This window comes from Streptosporangium sp. NBC_01469, from assembly GCF_036227305.1.
Taxonomy (GTDB): Bacteria; Actinomycetota; Actinomycetes; order Streptosporangiales; family Streptosporangiaceae; genus Streptosporangium.
This window is the reverse complement of sequence record NZ_CP109465.1, coordinates 4,959,521-4,976,500: the sequence shown is the minus strand read 5'-3', so window position 1 is coordinate 4,976,500 and position 16,980 is coordinate 4,959,521. Positions and strand designations below refer to the sequence as shown.

Below are 16,980 nucleotides of genomic sequence, written 5' to 3'. Positions count from 1 at the left end.
CGGCGCGTCCGGGGCTCCAGGGCCTCGACCGTGGGAAGAACGTCACCGTCGTTCTTTCTCACCCTCGGGAACGACCTTGGTCGCGACCTCCTCGGGGAGATCGCCGCCCTCCGCACCCGAAGCGGTGCCGTCGGAGTCGGCGGCATCGTCGGGGACGGCCCTGTCCGAGGTCGTGCTCTCCGAAGCGGTGCCGCCCGGAACGGCCTTGTCCGAGGCGACCTTGCCGGGTTCGGCCTTGATCGGAGCGGCCTTGTCAGAGGCGACCTTGTCAGAGGCGGCGGCCGGAACCGTACGGTCCGGCTCGTCCTCGGCCCGGTCGCTCTCCACCGGCTCGGCCTGATCCGACGGGTGGGCCGGATCGACCGGGCCCCCGGCCTCGACCGGCCCTTCGGCGGCGAGCGTCGCCGAGGCGGGCCGTGCCCCGTCGTCCTGCCCGGCCTCACCGTCGTTCTCGGTCTGGTCTGCCTGGTCGGACGGATGGGCCGGATCGACGGGATCTCCCGCGCCGTCCCCCGGAGCCGCCGCGGCCAGGGTGGCGGCCCCGCCCTTCGCCGAATCCGAATCCGAATCCGAATCCGCGTCCGCCTCCTCGTCCGGAGCGGTGGCCCCGTCCTCAAGGTCGGCGGGGTCGGGCACCGGGCTGACCCGCTCCTCCCCGGTCTTGTTCCTGGTGAACCAGAAGTAGGCCATCGCCCCGATGAACAGGATGATCGAGGTCCACTGGTTCAGCCGCAGGCCGAGGATGTGGTGGGCGGTGTCGACCCGCAGGCCCTCGATCCAGAAGCGGCCCACGGTGTAGCCGGCGACGTAGAGCGCGAACAGGCGGCCGTGGCGGAGCAGGTACTTGCGGCCGATCCAGATGAGGACCAGCGCCAGGCCCAGGTCCCAGATCGACTCGTACAGGAACGCGGGGTGGTAGGTGTCCTCGCCCGGCACCGTGCCCGGCCGGTCGGGGTCGATCTCCAGGCCCCACGGCAGGTCGGTGGGACTGCCGAACAGCTCCTGGTTGAAGTAGTTGCCCCAGCGGCCGATGGCCTGGGCCACCGCGATGCCGGGGGCGACGGTGTCGGCCACCGCGGTCAGGGAGATGCCCCGGCCGCGGCAGCCCAGCCAGACGCCCACGCCGCCGAGGGCGACGGCGCCCCAGATGCCCAGGCCACCGTTCCAGATGAACAGCGCCTCGATCGGCTCGTTGGGCGCGTCCGGCCCGAAGTAGAGCTGCCAGTCGGTGATGACGTGGTAGAGGCGTCCACCGACCAGGCCGAACGGCACGGCCCAGACGGCGAGATCCACGATCGTTCCAGGGGCACCGCCGCGGGCGCGCCAGCGGCGCTCGCCGATGGCGACCGCGACGACGACGCCGAGCACGATGCACAGTGCGTAGGCCCGGATGGGGACCACGCCGAAGAGATGCCAGACCCCCTGAGAGGGGCTGGGAATCGAGGCGAGGGGCATGTCAGGTGACGTTACCGTGTCACGAGCTACTTGGCGGCATCAAGAACGGCCTGGCGTAGCTCGGCCGGTTTGAAAGCCACGCCGGTGTCCACCTCGGTGCCGTTGAGCTTCAGCGTCGGGGTGCCCGTGAGCTTCTGTGTCTCCAGGACCTTGGTGCTGTAGGCGAGGTGCTCGGCGGCCTTCGCCTGGCTGGTCACGCACGTGTCGAACCCGGGATCGGTCACCCCGGCGTCCTTGCCCCAGGCGATCAGGTCGGGGATCTTGAAGCCCTCCTCGGTCTCGGAGGGCTGCTCGTCGAACAGCTTGTCGTGGAACCTGCTCCAGGGAACGCCTCCGGGGATGCAGCGGGAGGCAGCCCCCGCGCGCACGGAGTTGCCCCGGGTGATGCCCTTGTTGGTCTGCTCCTGGAAGATCGTGATCGGGTGGTAGACCACCTTGGCCTTGCCCTCGGCCGCCAGGTTCTTGATCGTGGGACCGCTGGTCTCCTCGAGCGCCCTGCAGGCCGGGCACTGGAAGTCCTCGAAGACGTCCAGGACCGGCTTCTCCACGCCCGCCTTGGCCATGACCACCGAGCCGTCCGCGGCGACGGTGATCGGCGCGAGTTCGGCACCGACCAGCTCGGACCTGCTGCTCTGGGCGGCGAACCACCAGCCCGCCCCGACGGCGGCGATCGCGAGGACGGCGGCCGTTCCGATGGTCGCCATGCGCTTGCGCCTCTCCTTCAGCATCTGCTCTTCGCGCTGTGCCTTGATCCGATCACGCGCCGACTGGTCCCGCGCGGCCTTGCCCATCAGTCAGTCTCCTTTTCCTGGTGCTCCTCCTCGTCGTCGCCCTCAAGGTCGTCGTACGGCTCCCGTCCCGGGGTGAGCCCCAGGGCGGAGTCCAGCGCGAAGCGGCCCGGAGGGAACCAGGCGACGAGCACGCCGAGTCCGAAGAGACCGAAGTCACGCAGGATGTCGATGAGGTAGTCGGGCTCCACCCCGGCCGCCAGCTGACCGCCGCCGCCGAAGCAGCCGCAGTCGATGCGCAGCCCGCGCGCCCACGCCGAGGCGATCCCGATGACAAACGCCAGCATGAGCAGTGCCGAGATGACACCCGCCGCCCGGGTGAGCAGCCCGACGACCAGCAACACCCCTACGACGATCTCCAGGATCGGCAGGCCGTAGCCGACCACCGTGGCGAGCGATTCAGGGAGCAGTTCGTATGCCTCGACCGCCTGAACCGAGAGCACCGGGGTGCCGATCTTGCCCCAACCCGCGACGATCAGCACGCCCGCCAGCACCAGCCGCGAGACGGTCGTTACCCAGGGTAGCGCCGAAATCACGATACGCGACCTATTGGGCGCGGGGTTATCAGAGGTCACGAGCACCATTCTCCTATTCCAGGCCCCGGGCACGGACGTCTCCGGCGAACGCAAGGTATCCGAAGGAAACCTCATCACGGGCTGGATAAGCGTCGAATAAGCCTGCCTGACAGGTAGAAAGCCGGGTGCGGCCCCCGTCACGGGGACCGCACCCGGCGAAATCCTCAGCCTCGGACGCCTGCCGCCAGCTCGGCGCCCAGCTCGCGGACGGACGCCAGGCCGGAGGCCTCGTCCGGGGCGTCCAGGACGCGGCGGATGAACGCCGAACCCACGATGACGCCGTCGGCGTACCCCGCGACCTCGGCGGCCTGCCGTCCGGTGCCGACGCCCAGGCCGACGCAGACCGGCAGGGAGGTGTGGAGGCGGGTGCGCTCGACCAGGCCGTGCGCGGCCGCGCCGACCGAGTCGCGGGCGCCGGTGACGCCCATCAGCGACGCCGCGTAGACGAAGCCGGTGCAGCTGTCGACGACGGCCTTGATTCGGGCCTCGGTGGAGCTGGGCGCGACCAGGAAGACCGTGTCGATCCCGGCCTCGGCGCTGGCCTCGCGCCAGGGACCGGCCTCCTCGGGAGTCAGGTCCGGCGTGATGGTGCCCACCCCGCCCGCGTTCGCCAGGTCCCGGGCGAAGCGCTCGGCGCCGTAGCGGTCGATCGGGTTCCAGTACGTCATGACCAGGGTGGCGGCACCGGTGGCGGCCACGCCCTCGACCGTGCGAAGCACGTCGGCGATGCGGGTGCCGTTGGTCAGCGCCCGGTGGACGGCGTCCTGGATCGTCGGGCCGTCCATGAGGGGATCCGAGTAGGGCAGGCCGATCTCGATCACGTCGCAACCCGCCTCCACCATGGCGGTGGCGACGGCGATCGCACCGTCCTTGCTGGGGAACCCAGCCGGCAGGTATCCGATGAGGGCGGCGCGGTCGTCCGCCTTAGCCTTGGCGAACACCGTCTGAAGAGTCGTCATCGTTACTTCCGTTGCGGTTCGTCCCCTTCGGCCCGCCGGAGGGGAGGCAAGTCGGCCGTCAGGTTTCAGAGGTTGAAGTACTTCATCGCGGTGCCCATGTCCTTGTCGCCCCGGCCGGAGAGGTTGACCAGGATCGTCGCCTCGGGGCCCATCTCGCGACCGAGCTTGAGTGCCCCGGCGAGCGCGTGCGAGGACTCGATCGCGGGGATGATGCCCTCGGTGCGGGCGAGCAGCGAGAAGGCGTCCATCGCCTCGGCGTCGGTGATGCCGTGGTAGGTGGCACGGCCGCTGTCCTTGAGCCAGGCGTGCTCGGGGCCGACGCCGGGATAGTCGAGCCCGGCCGAGATCGAGTGCGACTCGATCGTCTGGCCCTCGTCGTCCTGCAGCACGTAGGTGCGCGAGCCGTGCAGCACGCCGACGGAGCCCGCGGTGAGGGTGAGGGCGTGCTCGCCGCTCTCCAGGCCCCGGCCGCCCGCCTCGTAGCCGTGCAGCTGAACGTCCCGGTCGTCGAGGAAGGCGTGGAAGATGCCGATGGCGTTCGATCCCCCGCCGACGGCGGCGGCGACCGCGTCGGGCAGTTTGCCGGTGAGCTCCAGCATCTGGCGGCGGGCCTCGACGCCGATGATGCGCGCGAAGTCGCGGACGATCTCCGGGAACGGGTGCGGGCCGGCGATGGTGCCGAAGAGGTAGTGGGTGCTGTCGACGTTGGCGACCCAGTCGCGGAACGCCTCGTTGATGGCGTCCTTGAGGGTCTGGCTGCCGTTGGTGACCGGGACGACGGTGGCGCCGAGCAGCTTCATGCGGGCGACGTTGAGCGCCTGGCGCTCGCAGTCGACGGCCCCCATGTAGATCACGCACTCCAGGCCCATCAGGGCCGCGGCGGTCGCGGTGGCGACGCCGTGCTGTCCGGCACCGGTCTCGGCGATCACCCGCGTCTTGCCCAGGCGCTTGGTCAGCAGGGCCTGGCCGAGCACATTGTTGATCTTGTGGGCGCCGGTGTGGGTCAGGTCCTCGCGCTTGAGGATGATCCGGGCGCCGCCCGCCTGCTCCGCGAAGCGCGGGATATCGGTCAGCGTGGTCGGCCGCCCGGCGTAGGTGCGCAGCAGGTGGTCGAACTCCCGCAGGAACGCCACGTCGTTCTTCGCCTTGTCGTACTCCGCCGCGACCTCGTCCAGCGCCGGGATGAGCGCCTCGGGCACGTAGCGGCCGCCGAAGACGCCGAACTTGCCGTGGACGTCCGGGTCGTCGCCGTGGGCGGCGTTACCCGCGAGGTCGGCGGTGGTGATGACGGTTCCCTCGTGCGTTGTCACTGCTTACTGCCCCTCGGGTCGGGATGCGGGATGGGCACCGGCGGTGACCAGATCGACCACGGCGGCCCGCGGGTCCTTGCCGGTCACCAGGCTCTCGCCGACCAGGACGGCGTCGGCACCCGCCCTGGCGTAGGCGAGCAGGTCGTGGGGGCCGCGCACACCCGACTCGGCGATCTTGATGATGCCCTCGGGGATCTTGGGAGCCAGCTTGGCGAACACCTCACGGTCGACCTCGAGGGTCTTGAGGTCCCGCGCGTTGATACCGATGATCCTGGCTCCGGCGGCGAGCGCCCGGTCGAGCTCCTCCTCGGTGTGCACCTCGACCAGCGGGGTCAGCCCGATCGACTCGGCCCGCTCGATGAGCGAGACCAGCGCGTTCTGGTCGAGCGCCGCGACGATCAGCAGCGCCAGGTCGGCGCCGTAGGCGCGGGCCTCCCAGAGCTGGTACGAGGTGACGATGAAGTCCTTGCGCAGCACCGGGATGTCGACGACGGCGCGCACGGCGGCCAGGTCGTCGAGGCTGCCGCCGAAGCGGCGCCGCTCGGTGAGCACACTGATGACGTGGGCGCCGCCCGACTCGTAGTCGCCGGCCAGCGCGGCGGGGTCCGCGATCGCGGCCAGGGCGCCCTTGGACGGGCTGGAGCGCTTGACCTCGGCGATGACCGCCACCTGGTCGCCGCCCAGCGCCGCGTACGCGTCGCGGGGGGCGGGCGCCCGCCCGGCCCGCTCCTTGAGCTCGGCCAGCGTCACCCGCTCCTGCCGCTCGGCCAGATCGGCGCGGACTCCTTCGAGGATTTCCTCAAGCACGCTCACTTGCCCTCCTCGCGAAGCTCCGGGGCCGGGTTCGCGAACGCCGCCGCATCCGTGGTTCGCTCGCTCCGCTCGCTCACGAGTAAGGCCCCTCCCGGTCGACTGCCCTTGTTCCGCCGATGCTATCGGCCCGGCCGGGGTCGCCCCGCCACGGGGTGAGACCTATCGGTGACTATGGGGCTAGGAATTCCCCAAAAGGAAGATTTCGCACTATCCAAAACGCGACCATCAAGGCGAGCAATAACCACACATAGACCGGGCGGATGGATTTACCCGCGGGCGCGGCACCGGACTTTCCGGTGGACCCGCCTCCTGACCAGGCACGCAGCGCCCACCGGCCCCACAGCAGGACCAGCACCGGGATCAGGAGCACGACGAGCGGGTTGAGTCCCAGGGCCGTCGCGGGATCTCCGTGCACGAGCGCGTACACCGTTCGCAGGCCGCCGCAGCCGGGACAGTAGAGGCCGGTGAGCAGGAGGAACGGGCAGGTCGGATAATGGCCGGGCTCGTTGGGGTCCACCGCGCCCACGAACGCGACCGCCGCGCCCGCCGCCAGCGCGACCCCGAGCGGCGCCAGCACGGCCGCCGCACGCGAACCCGCGACCTTCCCCGTCACCACGGCCCGTCAGCACCCTTCACCGGTGGCCGGCCCTCACCTCACCCGTGGCCGGCCCTCACCTCACCCGTGGCCGGCCCTCACCGGCCACCCTACTCACGCCGTCCCCGCGCCACCGGCGCGAACCCCCGCCCGCCTCCCGGGCAGGGGCGCGGGACCCGGCAGGTACGGGAATGTACCGGGCGCGCCACCGTGGCGAGATCGGGGCCGGTCGCGGACCGGCCCGGACACCCGACCCGGACGCCCGTCCCCGTGTCAGGCGCCCAGGGAGGCGCTGCCGAGGATGGCGCCGACCGCGACCAGCCAGGCCAGCACCGCCAGCCAGCACAGGATGCCGAAGTAGGACAGGACCAGGCCCGCGATGGCCATGCCCCGCCCCTCCTCGCCCGTCCGCTTGATCTGTCCCAGCGAGATGTGGCCGAGCACCACGCCCACGATCGAGGTGAAACCGCAGAGGAACAGCCCCGCGATGCCCATGATCAGCGCGGCGATCGCCATGCCGTTGTTGCCCCGCGGCGGCGGCGCGCCGTACCCGCCGTAGGGGTCGTAGCCGCCACCGGGCGGGCCGTAGCCTCCGGGGCCGTACCCACCGGATGAACCGTAGCCCCCCGGGGAGCCGTGACCGCCGCTCCCTGGGGGCTGGCCATAGCCACCCGACTGATCGCCATAGCTCATGAATGACCCCCAATTATCCGAGTTGCGGGCGAAATCCTAGCGAAAACGCTCTCGCAAAGAGGGAAGCCGTTCACGCTTGTGAGCACGTTGTGAGCAAGTCGTAGCCGGGGGCGCACAATCCCGGCCCTCCCGACGGCGAGACCGCGAGAAGGTCCCGGTGGCGGGAACGACGGAATCACGGGCACGGCGGAAGCGCGGAGGGCCGAGCCCACGTTCCACCGGGGCTGCGCTCGCGGGGGTCAGCGCTCATGGGAGCCAGAGCTCACGAGGCCAGACCTCGCGGGAGTCAGCGCTCGCGAGGATCCGGATCGGCCGTCGGGTCGGTGCCCTCGTCGATGGCGTCCCACAGGGCCCGCTCGCTGGGGGCGCTCTCGGCGGGAACGGGAGCGGGACCGCCCGCGCCACCGGGACCGGCTCCCTGCCGGTCGTACCGGCCGGACATGCCCGGCCAGCGCCCGCCGCGCAGGATCGCCGCCACTCCCCCGGCCAGCAGCAGAAGCCCTCCGGCGGAGGCGAGGAGCGGCCAGACGACGGCCGAGGTGACCTGCGGGGCGGTGCCCGCGGACATCGGCGCCTGCGCTGCGGAGATCCGCAGCGCGGCGCCCGCGCCGCTCCCCCACCAGGAGCCGGCGATCATCCCGGCTCCGCCGAGCGCCATCACCGCTCCGACGAGCCGGCGCCACACGCCTCCCGTCGCGAGGACGGCGACCACCGCGGCGAGCGCCGCCCAGGCGGCGGGGCCGAGCGCGGGGGCCAGTTCGGCGGCGGAGACCGCCACCTCGCGGGTGTCGTACGTCACGGTGAACCAGTCGCGTCCCGCGGCGAGGAGCACGAGCGCGGCACCCGCCACGCAGACCGCCAGCCAGGTCCACAGCTCCCGCCTGGCCGTCACGCCCGGGTCACCGTCAGCTCGTCGGCGTCGAAGCAGGTCCGGTCGCCGGTGTGGCAGGCGGCGCCCACCTGGTCGACCCGCAGCAGGACGGTGTCGCCGTCGCAGTCGAGGGCGGCGGACCTGACGTGCTGGACGTGGCCGGAGGTGTCGCCCTTCACCCAGTAGGCCCCGCGGCTGCGCGACCAGTAGGTGGCCCTGCCGGTGGTGAGCGTGCGGTGCAGCGCCTCGTCGTCCATCCAGGCGAGCATGAGCACCTCGCCGGTGTCGTACTGCTGGACGACGGCGGGAACCAGCCCGTCGGCGGTGCGCTTCAGCCGGGCCGCGATGGCGGGGTCAAGGGACATGTGGCAATTGTGCCGCAACCGGGGAGAGGGGTGACGTCCGGCCCGGCCGCGCGAGCGGTCCGGGCGATCCACCGGGCGCGAGGTCCAGGCCCAGGTGGGAAGGCCCGGCCGGTCAGTGGCTGCGATCGTCGTCGAGCACGTCGGCGGCATGGACGACGATCTTGGGGTCGGGGGTGCCGACGATCTCGCGGTCCTTGTTCTCGTACTCGAACAGGCTCAGCACGTGGCGCATGGCCTCGGTCCTGGCCCGCTTCTTGTCGTTGCTCTTGATCACCGTCCACGGGGCCTCCTCCGTGTCGGTGGTGACGAACATGTCCTCCTTGGCCGCGGTGTAGTCCTCCCACTTGTCGAGTGACTCCAGGTCCATCGGCGACAGCTTCCACTGCCGCACCGGGTCGACCTGGCGGATCACGAACCGGGTGCGCTGCTCGGAACGCGAGACCGAGAACCAGAACTTCACCAGGTGGATCCCGTCCCGGACGAGCATGCGCTCGAACTCCGGGGCCTGCTCCAGGAACTCCAGGTACTCCTCGGGGGTGCAGAAGCGCATCACCCGCTCGACCCCGGCGCGGTTGTACCAGGAGCGGTCGAAGAAGACCATCTCCCCGGCGGCGGGCAGGTGGGAGACGTAGCGCTGGAAGTACCACTGGGTGCTCTCGCGCTCGCTCGGCTTCTCCAGCGCCACCACGTTCGCGCCCCGGGGGTTGAGGTGCTCCATGAACCGTTTGATCGTGCCGCCCTTGCCCGCGGCGTCGCGCCCCTCGAAGAGGACGACCACCCGCCCCCCGGTGTCCTTGATCCAGTACTGGAGCTTGAGCAACTCGATCTGGAGCAGCCGCTTGATCCGGTCGTACTCCGCCCGGTCCATCCGCTCGTCGTAGGGATACTTCTCCCGCCAGGTGTCGACCGGACTGCCGTCCTGGCGGATCAGGACGGGGTCGTCGTCGTCATCGTCGTTGACCCGCAGGTCGGACAGTTCGTCGAGCAGGTCGCTGCGGTCTATCGCCGCGTGGACGTCCACCACGGGGAACTGGCTGCCCGAAGGCTCCCCACCAACCAACTCTGCCATCGGTCCCTTCCCTCGGGCGGGCGTGGGGCCCGCCTCCGCCCTGCCTCTACCTCGCCCTGAGCAGGCTAATCCTTCCCGATCGCCCCTTTCTCCTGCTAGGCGATCCATCTCGACTAAAAACCCACTAAACAAGTAGGTCTTGACGGGATTGTGAACGTGTGTTGAAGTGATGCCGTGCGCCCGGAGCTCCGGCCGGTGACGGGCGAGCACGTCATCCCAAGCCGTCCCCACCCCCTCCCGTGTCGCCGCCGCCCCTCCGACGATCCGTCGACGGCGCGCCCCCACCCCGCCCGGTACGACCAGCCAGAAAGGCCTCAGCCATGCCCGTCGAACTCTCAGGCGCCGACGGCGGTGACACGCACGATCCCCCCGCGGCCCCCGCGGCCCTCACGGCCCCCGCGAAGGCGCCGCCCCCGACGAAGAACGGCCGGGGGCGCGCGCACCACGGGTACGTGTGGAGCCGGGCACGGCTCATCCCCGCGTCCGCCCCCGGCGGGCCCCGCGTGATCCGGGCCGCCGCTCCTCCCGCGGGCGGCCCCCCGGCCGGCCCGGAAGACTCGGAGGCCGGTGAGCCCCCGCTGAAGGTGGTCACCACCCGCCACCCCGGACGATGGGTGGCGGCCCTGGGCGTCGCGGTGCTGCTGGCCATGGCGGTCAGCGCGCTGGTCACCAACCCGGCCTGGGAGTGGGAGGTGGTCGGGGAGTACCTGTTCGCGCCCTCCGTGCTGCGGGCGGTCGTGTTCACCCTTGAGCTGACCGCGCTGGGAATCGTCTTCGGCTTCCTGCTCGGCACGGTCCTGGCGCTCATGCGGCTGTCGGGGAATCCGCTGCTCAACTCGGTGGCCTGGGGCTACATCGCCCTGTTCCGGTCGGTACCGCTGATCCTGCAGCTGCTGTTCTGGTACAACCTGGCCCTGCTGTATCCGAGGATCTCCTTCGGCGTGCCGTTCGGCCCGGCGTTCTTCGACGTCGGGACGATGGATCTGATCAGCCCGATCACCGCCGCCGCGCTCGGCCTCGCCCTGCACCAGGCCGCCTACGCCGCGGAGATCGTCCGGGCGGGCCTGCTCTCGGTGGACCACGGCCAGCGGGAGGCCGCCGCGGCGCTGGGCATCCCCAGAACCAGACAGCTGTTCCGGATCGTCCTGCCGCAGGCCATGCGGTCGATCGTGCCGACCGCCGGCAACGAGATCATCGGCCTGGTCAAGGGCACCTCGGTCGTCTACATCATGGCCCTGCCCGAGCTCTTCTACCAGGTCCAGGTGATCTACAACCGCAACGGCAGGGTGATCGCCCTGCTGCTGGTGGCGACCATCTGGTATCTCGTCATGACCTCCGTGATGTCCGTCGCGCAGCACTACGTCGAGCGGCACTACGGCAAGGGCCGCGCATGAGCGCCGCGATGGTCGAGCTGCGGGACGTGCACAAGAGCTTCGGGTCGCTGGAGGTGCTGCGCGGAGTGGACCTGCGGGTCGCCCCGGGCGAGGTCACGGTGATCCTGGGCCCGTCGGGGTCGGGGAAGTCCACGCTCCTGCGTACCGTCAACCACCTGGAGAAGGTGGACAGCGGGTCGGTCAGCGTCGACGGCGAGCTGGTCGGCTACCGCAGGTCCGGCGACAGGCTGTACGAGCTGCCCGAGCGCGAGATTCTCCGGCAGCGGACCAGGATCGGTTTCGTCTTCCAGAACTTCAACCTCTTCCCGCACCTGACCGTGCACCAGAACGTCACCGAGGCGCCCCTGTCGGCCCAGCGCAGGCCGAGGGCGGAGGTGGACGCGCTGGCGACCCGGCTGCTGGAGCGGGTCGGGCTCTCCGACAAGGCACACTCCTACCCCCGCAAACTCTCCGGCGGCCAGCAGCAGCGGGTGGCCATCGCCCGCGCCCTGGCCCTGGAGCCCAAGGTCATCCTCTTCGACGAGCCGACGTCCGCGCTGGACCCGGAACTCGTCGGCGAGGTGCTCGACGTGGTGAAGGGCCTCGCAGGAAGCGGCACCACCATGATCGTCGTCACCCACGAGGTCGGCTTCGCCCGCGAGGTCGCCGACACCGTGGTCTTCATGGACGAGGGCCGGATCGTCGAGCGGGGCACCCCCGCCGAGGTGCTGGACGCCCCCCGGCACGAGCGCACCCGCCTCTTCCTCAGCAAGGTCCTCTGACCTCTCTCCGAACCCCCGTCCCGCCACCCCACCCCAGCAAGGATCGACATGTCGTTCATATCGCGGCTCGCCCCCGCCATCGCCGCCCTGCCTCTCCTCCTCGCCGCCGCCTGCGGCGGTACCGGAACCTCAGCCGGTACGACGGACAGAGCCGAGGCCGCCCCGGCCGCGGCCCCGTCGGGAACCGGTGGGGTGAAGATCAACACCTCGCCCGAGCAGAACCGTGTCCGCGCCGACAAGGTGGAGGCGATCGCCGCCAAGGTCCCCGAGGCGATCCGGTCCAAGGGCGCGCTCACCGCCGGATTCAACGGCGAGGGCGCACCGCCCCTGGTCTTCCTCGCCGACGACGACACCACCCTGGTCGGCGTGGAGACCGACCTCGCCCACCTGATCGCCGACGTGCTGGGCCTGCCGCTGAAGGAGGAGAACACCTCCTGGGAGAACCTGTTCCTCGCGGCCAAGTCCGGCAAGTACGACCTGGTGCTCAACAACGTCACGGTGACGGAGGAGCGCAAGGACATCTACGACTTCGCCACCTACCGGGTGGACCAGCTCGCCTGGCAGGTGGGCAGGGACAGCCCGATCACCAAGATCGAGAAGGCCGCCGACATCGCCGGGCTGAACGTCTCCGTCGGATCCGGCACCAACCAGGAGAAGATCCTGCTGGAGTGGGACACGCAGAACCAGAAGGCCGGGCTCAAGGCCGCGAACATCCAGTACTACGAGAAGTACGGCGACGTCCTGCTCGCACTGAAGTCCGGCCGCGTCCAGGCCTACCTGGGCCCGAACCCGCCCATCGCCTACCAGGTCGCGGTGGGCGGCGACAGCAGGATCGTCGGGACGCTCTCGGGCGGCGGGTCGGTCGAGGGCCTGATCGCGGTGATGACCCTGAAGGGCAACGGCCTGATCCAGCCGGTCAACGAGGCGATCAACACGCTCATCGAGAACGGCAAGTACGCCGAGGTGCTCAAGCGCTGGGGCCTGGACAACGAGGCGCTGCCCACGTCGAGGATCAACCCGCCCGGCCTGCCGAGGCAGCCGAAGTGACGATCGACTCCGCGAGGCCCGCCGCCCCGGGCACCGAACGGCCCCTCCCCCCGGCACCGTCCCCGTACCCGAAGCACACCCCGCCGACCCCGGCACCGGGCGAGCCCTTCGAGGTGCGGTACGTGGCCGTCCGCGACCCCGCGGTCAGGCCACTCCTGAAGGACCTGCACGCCGAGTACACCGGCCGGTACGGCCCCAACGACGAGATCAACCGCTATCCCGACGAGCGGTTCACCCCGGAGCACGGGGGCGCGTTCCTCATCCTCGTCGAGCGCGGGCGGACCGTCGCCGGGGGCGCGTTCTTCCGTCACGACGAGGAGACCGCCGAGTTCAAGCGGATCTGGACCCATCCGGACCACCGGAGGCGCGGCCTGGGTGTCGCCGTGGTGCGGGAGCTGGAACGGGAGGCCGCGCGGCAGGGCTACCGCAGGGTCTATCTGACCACGGGTCCCCGGCAGCCCGAGGCCGCCGGGCTGTATCTCTCGACCGGATACAGCCCGCTCTACGACCTGGCGGCCGACCCCGAGGCCGTCGGCCCCCACCCCTTCGAGAAGACCATCCGGGGATCGGGGTAGACGTGCCCCGCTCCCTGGGGTCGCGGCCGGTTCCGCTAGGAGCGGGCGGCCGAGACCCAGGAGGCGTACAGGTCCGCGTAGACGCCGGGCCGCCGTACCAGCTCGGCGTGCGGGCCGCGCTGCACGATCCGGCCCTTGTCGAAGACGAACACCTCGTCCGCCGCCTCGGCGGTGGAGAGCCGGTGGGCGATGGAGACGGCGGTGCGGCCCCGCGTGACGCCCTCCAGGGCACGGGCCAGCCGCACCTCCGTCGCCGGGTCCACCGCGGAGGTGGCCTCGTCCAGCAGCAGCAGGTCGGGGTCGGCCAGATAGGCGCGGGCGAGCGCGACGAGCTGGCGCTCGCCCGCCGACAGCGACTCGCCGCGCTGGCCGACCCTGGTCGCCAGGTCGGCGGGCAGCCCCTCCAGCCAGTCGGTGAGCCCCAGCTCGGTCATCGCCAGCCGGATCTCCGCCTCGGTCGCCGAGGGGCGGCCGAAACCGATGTTCTCCGCCAGGGTGCCGTCGAACAGGAACCCGTCCTGCGGCACCATGACGATGCGGCTGCGCAGCGAGGAGAACCGGACGTCCCGCAGGTCGTAACCGTCGACCGTGATCCGCCCTGAGACCGGGTCCATCAGGCGGGTGAGCAGCTTGGCGAAGGTCGTCTTGCCCGAGCCGGTCTCCCCCACCACCGCGATCCGCGAGCGCGGCGGGATGTCCGCCGAGACCTCGTGCAGCACCGGCACGCCTCCGGGATAGGAGAATCCCACGTCCTCGAAGGACACCGAGATGGGACCGCGCGGCAGCTCGACGCCGTCGGGGCCCGGGTCTGCGACGTCGGCGGGGGTGTCGAGCACGCCGAGGATGCGCCGCCACCCGGCCACGGCGTTCTGTGCCTCGTTGAGCACCTCGGTGGCGATCTGCAGCGGCGAGACGAACAGCGTGATGAGGAAGAGGAAGGCGACCAGGCGCCCCTCGGTGATGTCGCCCGCCAGCCCGAGCCGCACCCCGACCAGCACCACGGCGGCCAGGGCCACGGCGGCGACGATCTCGGTCAGCGGGAACACGGTCGCGACGATCCGCTGGGTGCGGGCCTGCGCCGCCCTGTTGGCGTTGATCGCGACGTCGAGCCGCTCGGCCGTACGGGCCTCGGAGCCGTGGGCCCTGATCACGGCCGCGCCCACGACCGACTCGCTGACGGCCGAGAGCATGTCGCCGGTGCGCTCACGGACCCGCGTGTAGGCGCCCGACAGCCACCGCTGGAAGCGCGGCAGGACGACCATGAGCGGCAGGAAGCACAGCCACACCAGCAGGGCGAGCTGCCAGGAGTAGACGAACATCAGCACGGTGGCGACCAGGAGCTGGCCCAGGGCGATGATGATCATCAGCCCGCCCCACTGCATGAACACGCTGATCTGGTCGACGTCGCCGGTGACCCGCGAGACGAGGGCGCCTCGGCGCTCGGTGTTCTGGGTGAGCACCGACAGGTCGTGCACGTGCCGGAAGCCGCGCACCCTGAGCGTGGCGAGGGAGGACTCGGTGGCCCGGTAGAGGCGGACGTTCATCAGGTACGCGCACAGCGCGGTGAGCACCACGGCGGCGGCGCACAGCAGCACGGCGGTGCGGATGTAGGCCACGTCCGGGGCCCCTCCCCCGAGCCCCGTGTCGATGGTCTGCTGGACGGCGATCGGTACGATGATCTTGCCGACCGTGGCCATCACGGCCAGCGCGAGTGTCCCGGCCATCCCCCTGCGGAACTCCGGCGTGAGCGACAGGCCGTGCCTGACGGTGGCCAGTCCCGAGCGCTCGACCCCCTGGAACGAGCTCACCGGCACCGTCCTCCCAGCGGGCCGTGGCCCCGCTCGCCCCGCGTCGGCCCGGCGGGGCGCCGCCCCGGCCGGTTGTGCTTCCTCACGCGCTGACCTCTTTTTCTCGCTCGGCGTCGAGCGCCTCGCGCTCGGCGCCCTGGCGTTCGTAGGCGGTGACCAGGTTGCGGTAGCCCTCGCATCGGGCGAGCAGCTCCGCGTGGCCGCCCCGGTCGACGACCCGGCCGTGGTCGAGGTAGACGACCTCGTCGGCCAGGGCGATGGTGGCCATCCGGTAGGCGATGACGACCACGGTGGAGACCTGGGCCGCGTCCCGCAGCCCGTACAGGATCCTCGCCTCGACCTGCGGGTCGACACTGGAGGTGGCGTCGTCCAGGACGAGCAGCCGCGGGCGGCGCACCAGCGCGCGGGCCAGGGCGATCCGCTGGCGCTGGCCGCCCGACAGGGTGGTGCCGCGCTCGCCGACCCGGGTGTCCAGCCCCGAGGGCAGGGCGCTGACGAACCCCTCGGCCTGCGCCAGGCGCAGCGCCGCCCAGACGTCCTCGTCGCCGACCGGCAGGCCGAGGGTGACGTTGCCGCGCACGGTGTCGTCGAACAGGAACGTCTGCTGCGGCACCAGCGCCACCGCGTCGCTGACCCCGTTCCTGGCGACGTCGCGCAGGTCGGTGCCGTCCACGAGCACGACGCCCTCCGCCGGGTCGACCAGGCGGACGAGGGTCTGGGCGAGGGTCGACTTGCCGGAGCCGGTGGGGCCGACCAGGGCGACGGTGCGGCCGGACCCGACCTCCAGGCTCACGTCGCGCAGGACGGGGAACTCGCCGTCGCCGTACGCGTAACCGAGGCCGCGCACCTCCAGCCTGGCGGGTTCGGTGCCGGGCAGCTCGACGGCGCCGTGCTCCATGGAGCCGGTGGCGTCGAGCACGGCCTGGACCCGCTCGTAGCCGACGACGGCCCGGGGCAGCTCGGCGAGCACCCAGCCCAGCGCGCGGATCGGGAAGGCCAGCAGGGTGAACAGGTAGGCGACCTGAACCAGCACGCCGGAACCGATCGCGCCGCTCTCCAGCCGCATCGCGCCGATCAGCAGCACGGCGAGCACGCCCAGGGTGGGCAGCGCCTCCAGCATCGGATCGAACAGGCCGCGGACCCGGCCCACGGCGATGTTGGCGTCGCGCAGCTCGTGGGCCTTGGCCAGGAACCTGGCGGTCTCCTCGTCCTCGCGGCCGAGGGTCTTGACGACCAGGGCGCCGTCGAAGCTCTCGTGGGCGATCTCGCTGACCTCGGCGCGCAACTGCTGGGCGCGGGTGGCGAGCGGGTTCAGCCTGCGCTGGTAGACCAGGTTGAGCACGGCGATCGCGGGAAAGACCAGGAAACCGACGAGGGCGAGGATCGGATCGGTGATCACCATTGCGACGGCGGCGGTGACCAGCATCACGACCACGCCGACGGCCATCGGCAGCGGGGCGAGCGGCGCCCAGGCGGCCTCCACGTCGGACCCGGCGTTGGACAGCAGCTGCCCGGTCGGGTGCCTGTGGTGCCAGGCCAGGGGAAGCCTCAGATACTGGCGGGTGACGTCGCGGCGGGAGCGGGCCTGCATCCGATACTGCATGACCCCGGCGAAGTATCGCCGCCCGGCCACGCCCAGCGCCTTGAACAGGGACGCCCCCATGATGAGGAGCGCGCCGAGGGTGAGCGTGCCCGTCGTGATCTGCCCGTTCCTGAAAGCCGGGAGCACGACATTCTCGGTGGCCCAGCCCAGCGCCCACGCCGAGGCGACGGTCATCACGCCGTACAGGGCACTGGACAGCACCGCGGCGGAGAAGATCGCCTTCTCCGCCCGGATGGCCACCCCGAGGACCCCGAGTCCCCTGCGCATGACTGCGGTGGTCATCTTGCTCGCCACGCGGG

Annotated in this window: 17 protein-coding genes; 4 read left to right on the top strand and 13 right to left on the bottom strand. The window is 71.3% G+C overall.

Annotated elements, in window-relative coordinates:
• Positions 1–42 precede the first annotated feature (42 nt).
• From lgt to ppk2, 11 genes are all read right to left on the bottom strand, one after another.
• Positions 43–1,455: a prolipoprotein diacylglyceryl transferase gene (lgt, locus tag OG587_RS22220; protein WP_329093244.1), complete on the bottom strand. Its 1,413-nt coding sequence runs from the start codon at positions 1,453–1,455 to the stop codon at positions 43–45.
• 26 nt (positions 1,456–1,481) lie between these two features.
• The gene (locus tag OG587_RS22215) at positions 1,482–2,246 is read right to left on the bottom strand and encodes a DsbA family protein (protein WP_329093243.1); all 765 of its coding nucleotides are present in this window, start codon (positions 2,244–2,246) and stop codon (positions 1,482–1,484) included.
• The gene (locus OG587_RS22210) at positions 2,246–2,779 is read right to left on the bottom strand and encodes a MauE/DoxX family redox-associated membrane protein (protein WP_329093242.1); all 534 of its coding nucleotides are present in this window, start codon (positions 2,777–2,779) and stop codon (positions 2,246–2,248) included. The genes OG587_RS22215 and OG587_RS22210 overlap by 1 nt, the downstream gene beginning before the upstream one ends.
• 203 nt (positions 2,780–2,982) lie before the next feature.
• Entirely contained in the window at positions 2,983–3,777 is a 795-nt protein-coding gene (gene trpA, locus OG587_RS22205; protein WP_329093241.1) for a tryptophan synthase subunit alpha, read from the bottom strand.
• A 65-nt stretch (positions 3,778–3,842) separates the two neighbouring features.
• Entirely contained in the window at positions 3,843–5,063 is a 1,221-nt protein-coding gene (gene trpB / locus OG587_RS22200; protein WP_329093951.1) for a tryptophan synthase subunit beta, read from the bottom strand.
• Positions 5,064–5,090: 27 nt separating this feature from the next.
• A complete protein-coding gene (gene trpC / locus OG587_RS22195; RefSeq protein WP_329093240.1) occupies positions 5,091–5,900 on the bottom strand; it encodes an indole-3-glycerol phosphate synthase TrpC in 810 nt (269 codons plus the stop codon).
• Positions 5,901–6,069: 169 nt separating this feature from the next.
• Positions 6,070–6,516 (bottom strand): DUF2752 domain-containing protein, encoded by a 447-nt coding sequence (locus OG587_RS22190; protein ID WP_329093239.1) that lies wholly within the window; start codon positions 6,514–6,516, stop codon positions 6,070–6,072.
• A gap of 252 nt (positions 6,517–6,768) precedes the next feature.
• A complete protein-coding gene (locus OG587_RS22185) occupies positions 6,769–7,188 on the bottom strand; it encodes a DUF4190 domain-containing protein (RefSeq protein ID WP_329093238.1) in 420 nt (139 codons plus the stop codon).
• A 286-nt stretch (positions 7,189–7,474) separates the two neighbouring features.
• The gene (locus tag OG587_RS22180; protein WP_329093237.1) at positions 7,475–8,080 is read right to left on the bottom strand and encodes a Trp biosynthesis-associated membrane protein; all 606 of its coding nucleotides are present in this window, start codon (positions 8,078–8,080) and stop codon (positions 7,475–7,477) included.
• Positions 8,077–8,424, bottom strand: a complete 348-nt coding sequence (gene hisI / locus OG587_RS22175) for a phosphoribosyl-AMP cyclohydrolase (RefSeq protein ID WP_329093236.1) — start codon at positions 8,422–8,424, stop codon at positions 8,077–8,079. Before hisI ends, OG587_RS22180 begins: the two co-directional genes overlap by 4 nt.
• A gap of 112 nt (positions 8,425–8,536) precedes the next feature.
• A complete protein-coding gene (gene ppk2, locus OG587_RS22170; RefSeq protein WP_329093235.1) occupies positions 8,537–9,493 on the bottom strand; it encodes a polyphosphate kinase 2 in 957 nt (318 codons plus the stop codon).
• Positions 9,494–9,813: 320 nt separating this feature from the next.
• Here ppk2 and OG587_RS22165 point away from each other — a divergent pair, with 320 nt between their 5' ends.
• The 4 genes from OG587_RS22165 to OG587_RS22150 are packed head-to-tail and all read left to right on the top strand — an operon-like array spanning position 9,814 to position 13,270.
• Entirely contained in the window at positions 9,814–10,887 is a 1,074-nt protein-coding gene (locus OG587_RS22165; RefSeq protein WP_329093234.1) for an amino acid ABC transporter permease, read from the top strand.
• Positions 10,884–11,648, top strand: a complete 765-nt coding sequence (locus OG587_RS22160; protein WP_329093233.1) for an amino acid ABC transporter ATP-binding protein — start codon at positions 10,884–10,886, stop codon at positions 11,646–11,648. The genes OG587_RS22165 and OG587_RS22160 overlap by 4 nt, the downstream gene beginning before the upstream one ends.
• Positions 11,649–11,696: 48 nt before the next feature.
• On the top strand, positions 11,697–12,695 hold the full coding sequence (locus OG587_RS22155; protein ID WP_329093232.1) for an ABC transporter substrate-binding protein: 999 nt from the start codon (positions 11,697–11,699) through the stop codon (positions 12,693–12,695).
• Positions 12,692–13,270, top strand: coding sequence for a GNAT family N-acetyltransferase (locus OG587_RS22150; protein ID WP_329093231.1), 579 nt, complete (start codon positions 12,692–12,694; stop codon positions 13,268–13,270). The genes OG587_RS22155 and OG587_RS22150 overlap by 4 nt, the downstream gene beginning before the upstream one ends.
• A gap of 35 nt (positions 13,271–13,305) precedes the next feature.
• Here the strand turns inward: OG587_RS22150 and OG587_RS22145 are convergent, their stop codons facing one another.
• Positions 13,306–15,084 (bottom strand): ABC transporter ATP-binding protein, encoded by a 1,779-nt coding sequence (locus OG587_RS22145; protein ID WP_443075597.1) that lies wholly within the window; start codon positions 15,082–15,084, stop codon positions 13,306–13,308.
• Between the two features lie 76 nt (positions 15,085–15,160).
• A complete protein-coding gene (locus OG587_RS22140) occupies positions 15,161–16,963 on the bottom strand; it encodes an ABC transporter ATP-binding protein (protein WP_329093950.1) in 1,803 nt (600 codons plus the stop codon).
• Between the last annotated feature and the right edge of the window lie 17 nt (positions 16,964–16,980).

What these genes read in the sequence shown, in the direction of transcription:
- OG587_RS22165 (WP_329093234.1), top strand. Translation starts at nt 9,814, where the DNA reads ATGCCCGTCGAACTCTCAGGCGCCGACGGCGGTGACACGCACGATCCC.
- OG587_RS22215 (WP_329093243.1), bottom strand. Translation starts at nt 2,246, where the DNA reads ATGGGCAAGGCCGCGCGGGACCAGTCGGCGCGTGATCGGATCAAGGCA.
- OG587_RS22160 (WP_329093233.1), top strand. Translation starts at nt 10,884, where the DNA reads ATGAGCGCCGCGATGGTCGAGCTGCGGGACGTGCACAAGAGCTTCGGG.
- OG587_RS22155 (WP_329093232.1), top strand. Translation starts at nt 11,697, where the DNA reads ATGTCGTTCATATCGCGGCTCGCCCCCGCCATCGCCGCCCTGCCTCTC.
- trpA (WP_329093241.1), bottom strand. Translation starts at nt 3,777, where the DNA reads ATGACGACTCTTCAGACGGTGTTCGCCAAGGCTAAGGCGGACGACCGC.
- OG587_RS22140 (WP_329093950.1), bottom strand. Translation starts at nt 16,963, where the DNA reads ATGACCACCGCAGTCATGCGCAGGGGACTCGGGGTCCTCGGGGTGGCC.
- ppk2 (WP_329093235.1), bottom strand. Translation starts at nt 9,493, where the DNA reads ATGGCAGAGTTGGTTGGTGGGGAGCCTTCGGGCAGCCAGTTCCCCGTG.
- OG587_RS22185 (WP_329093238.1), bottom strand. Translation starts at nt 7,188, where the DNA reads ATGAGCTATGGCGATCAGTCGGGTGGCTATGGCCAGCCCCCAGGGAGC.
- hisI (WP_329093236.1), bottom strand. Translation starts at nt 8,424, where the DNA reads ATGTCCCTTGACCCCGCCATCGCGGCCCGGCTGAAGCGCACCGCCGAC.
- lgt (WP_329093244.1), bottom strand. Translation starts at nt 1,455, where the DNA reads ATGCCCCTCGCCTCGATTCCCAGCCCCTCTCAGGGGGTCTGGCATCTC.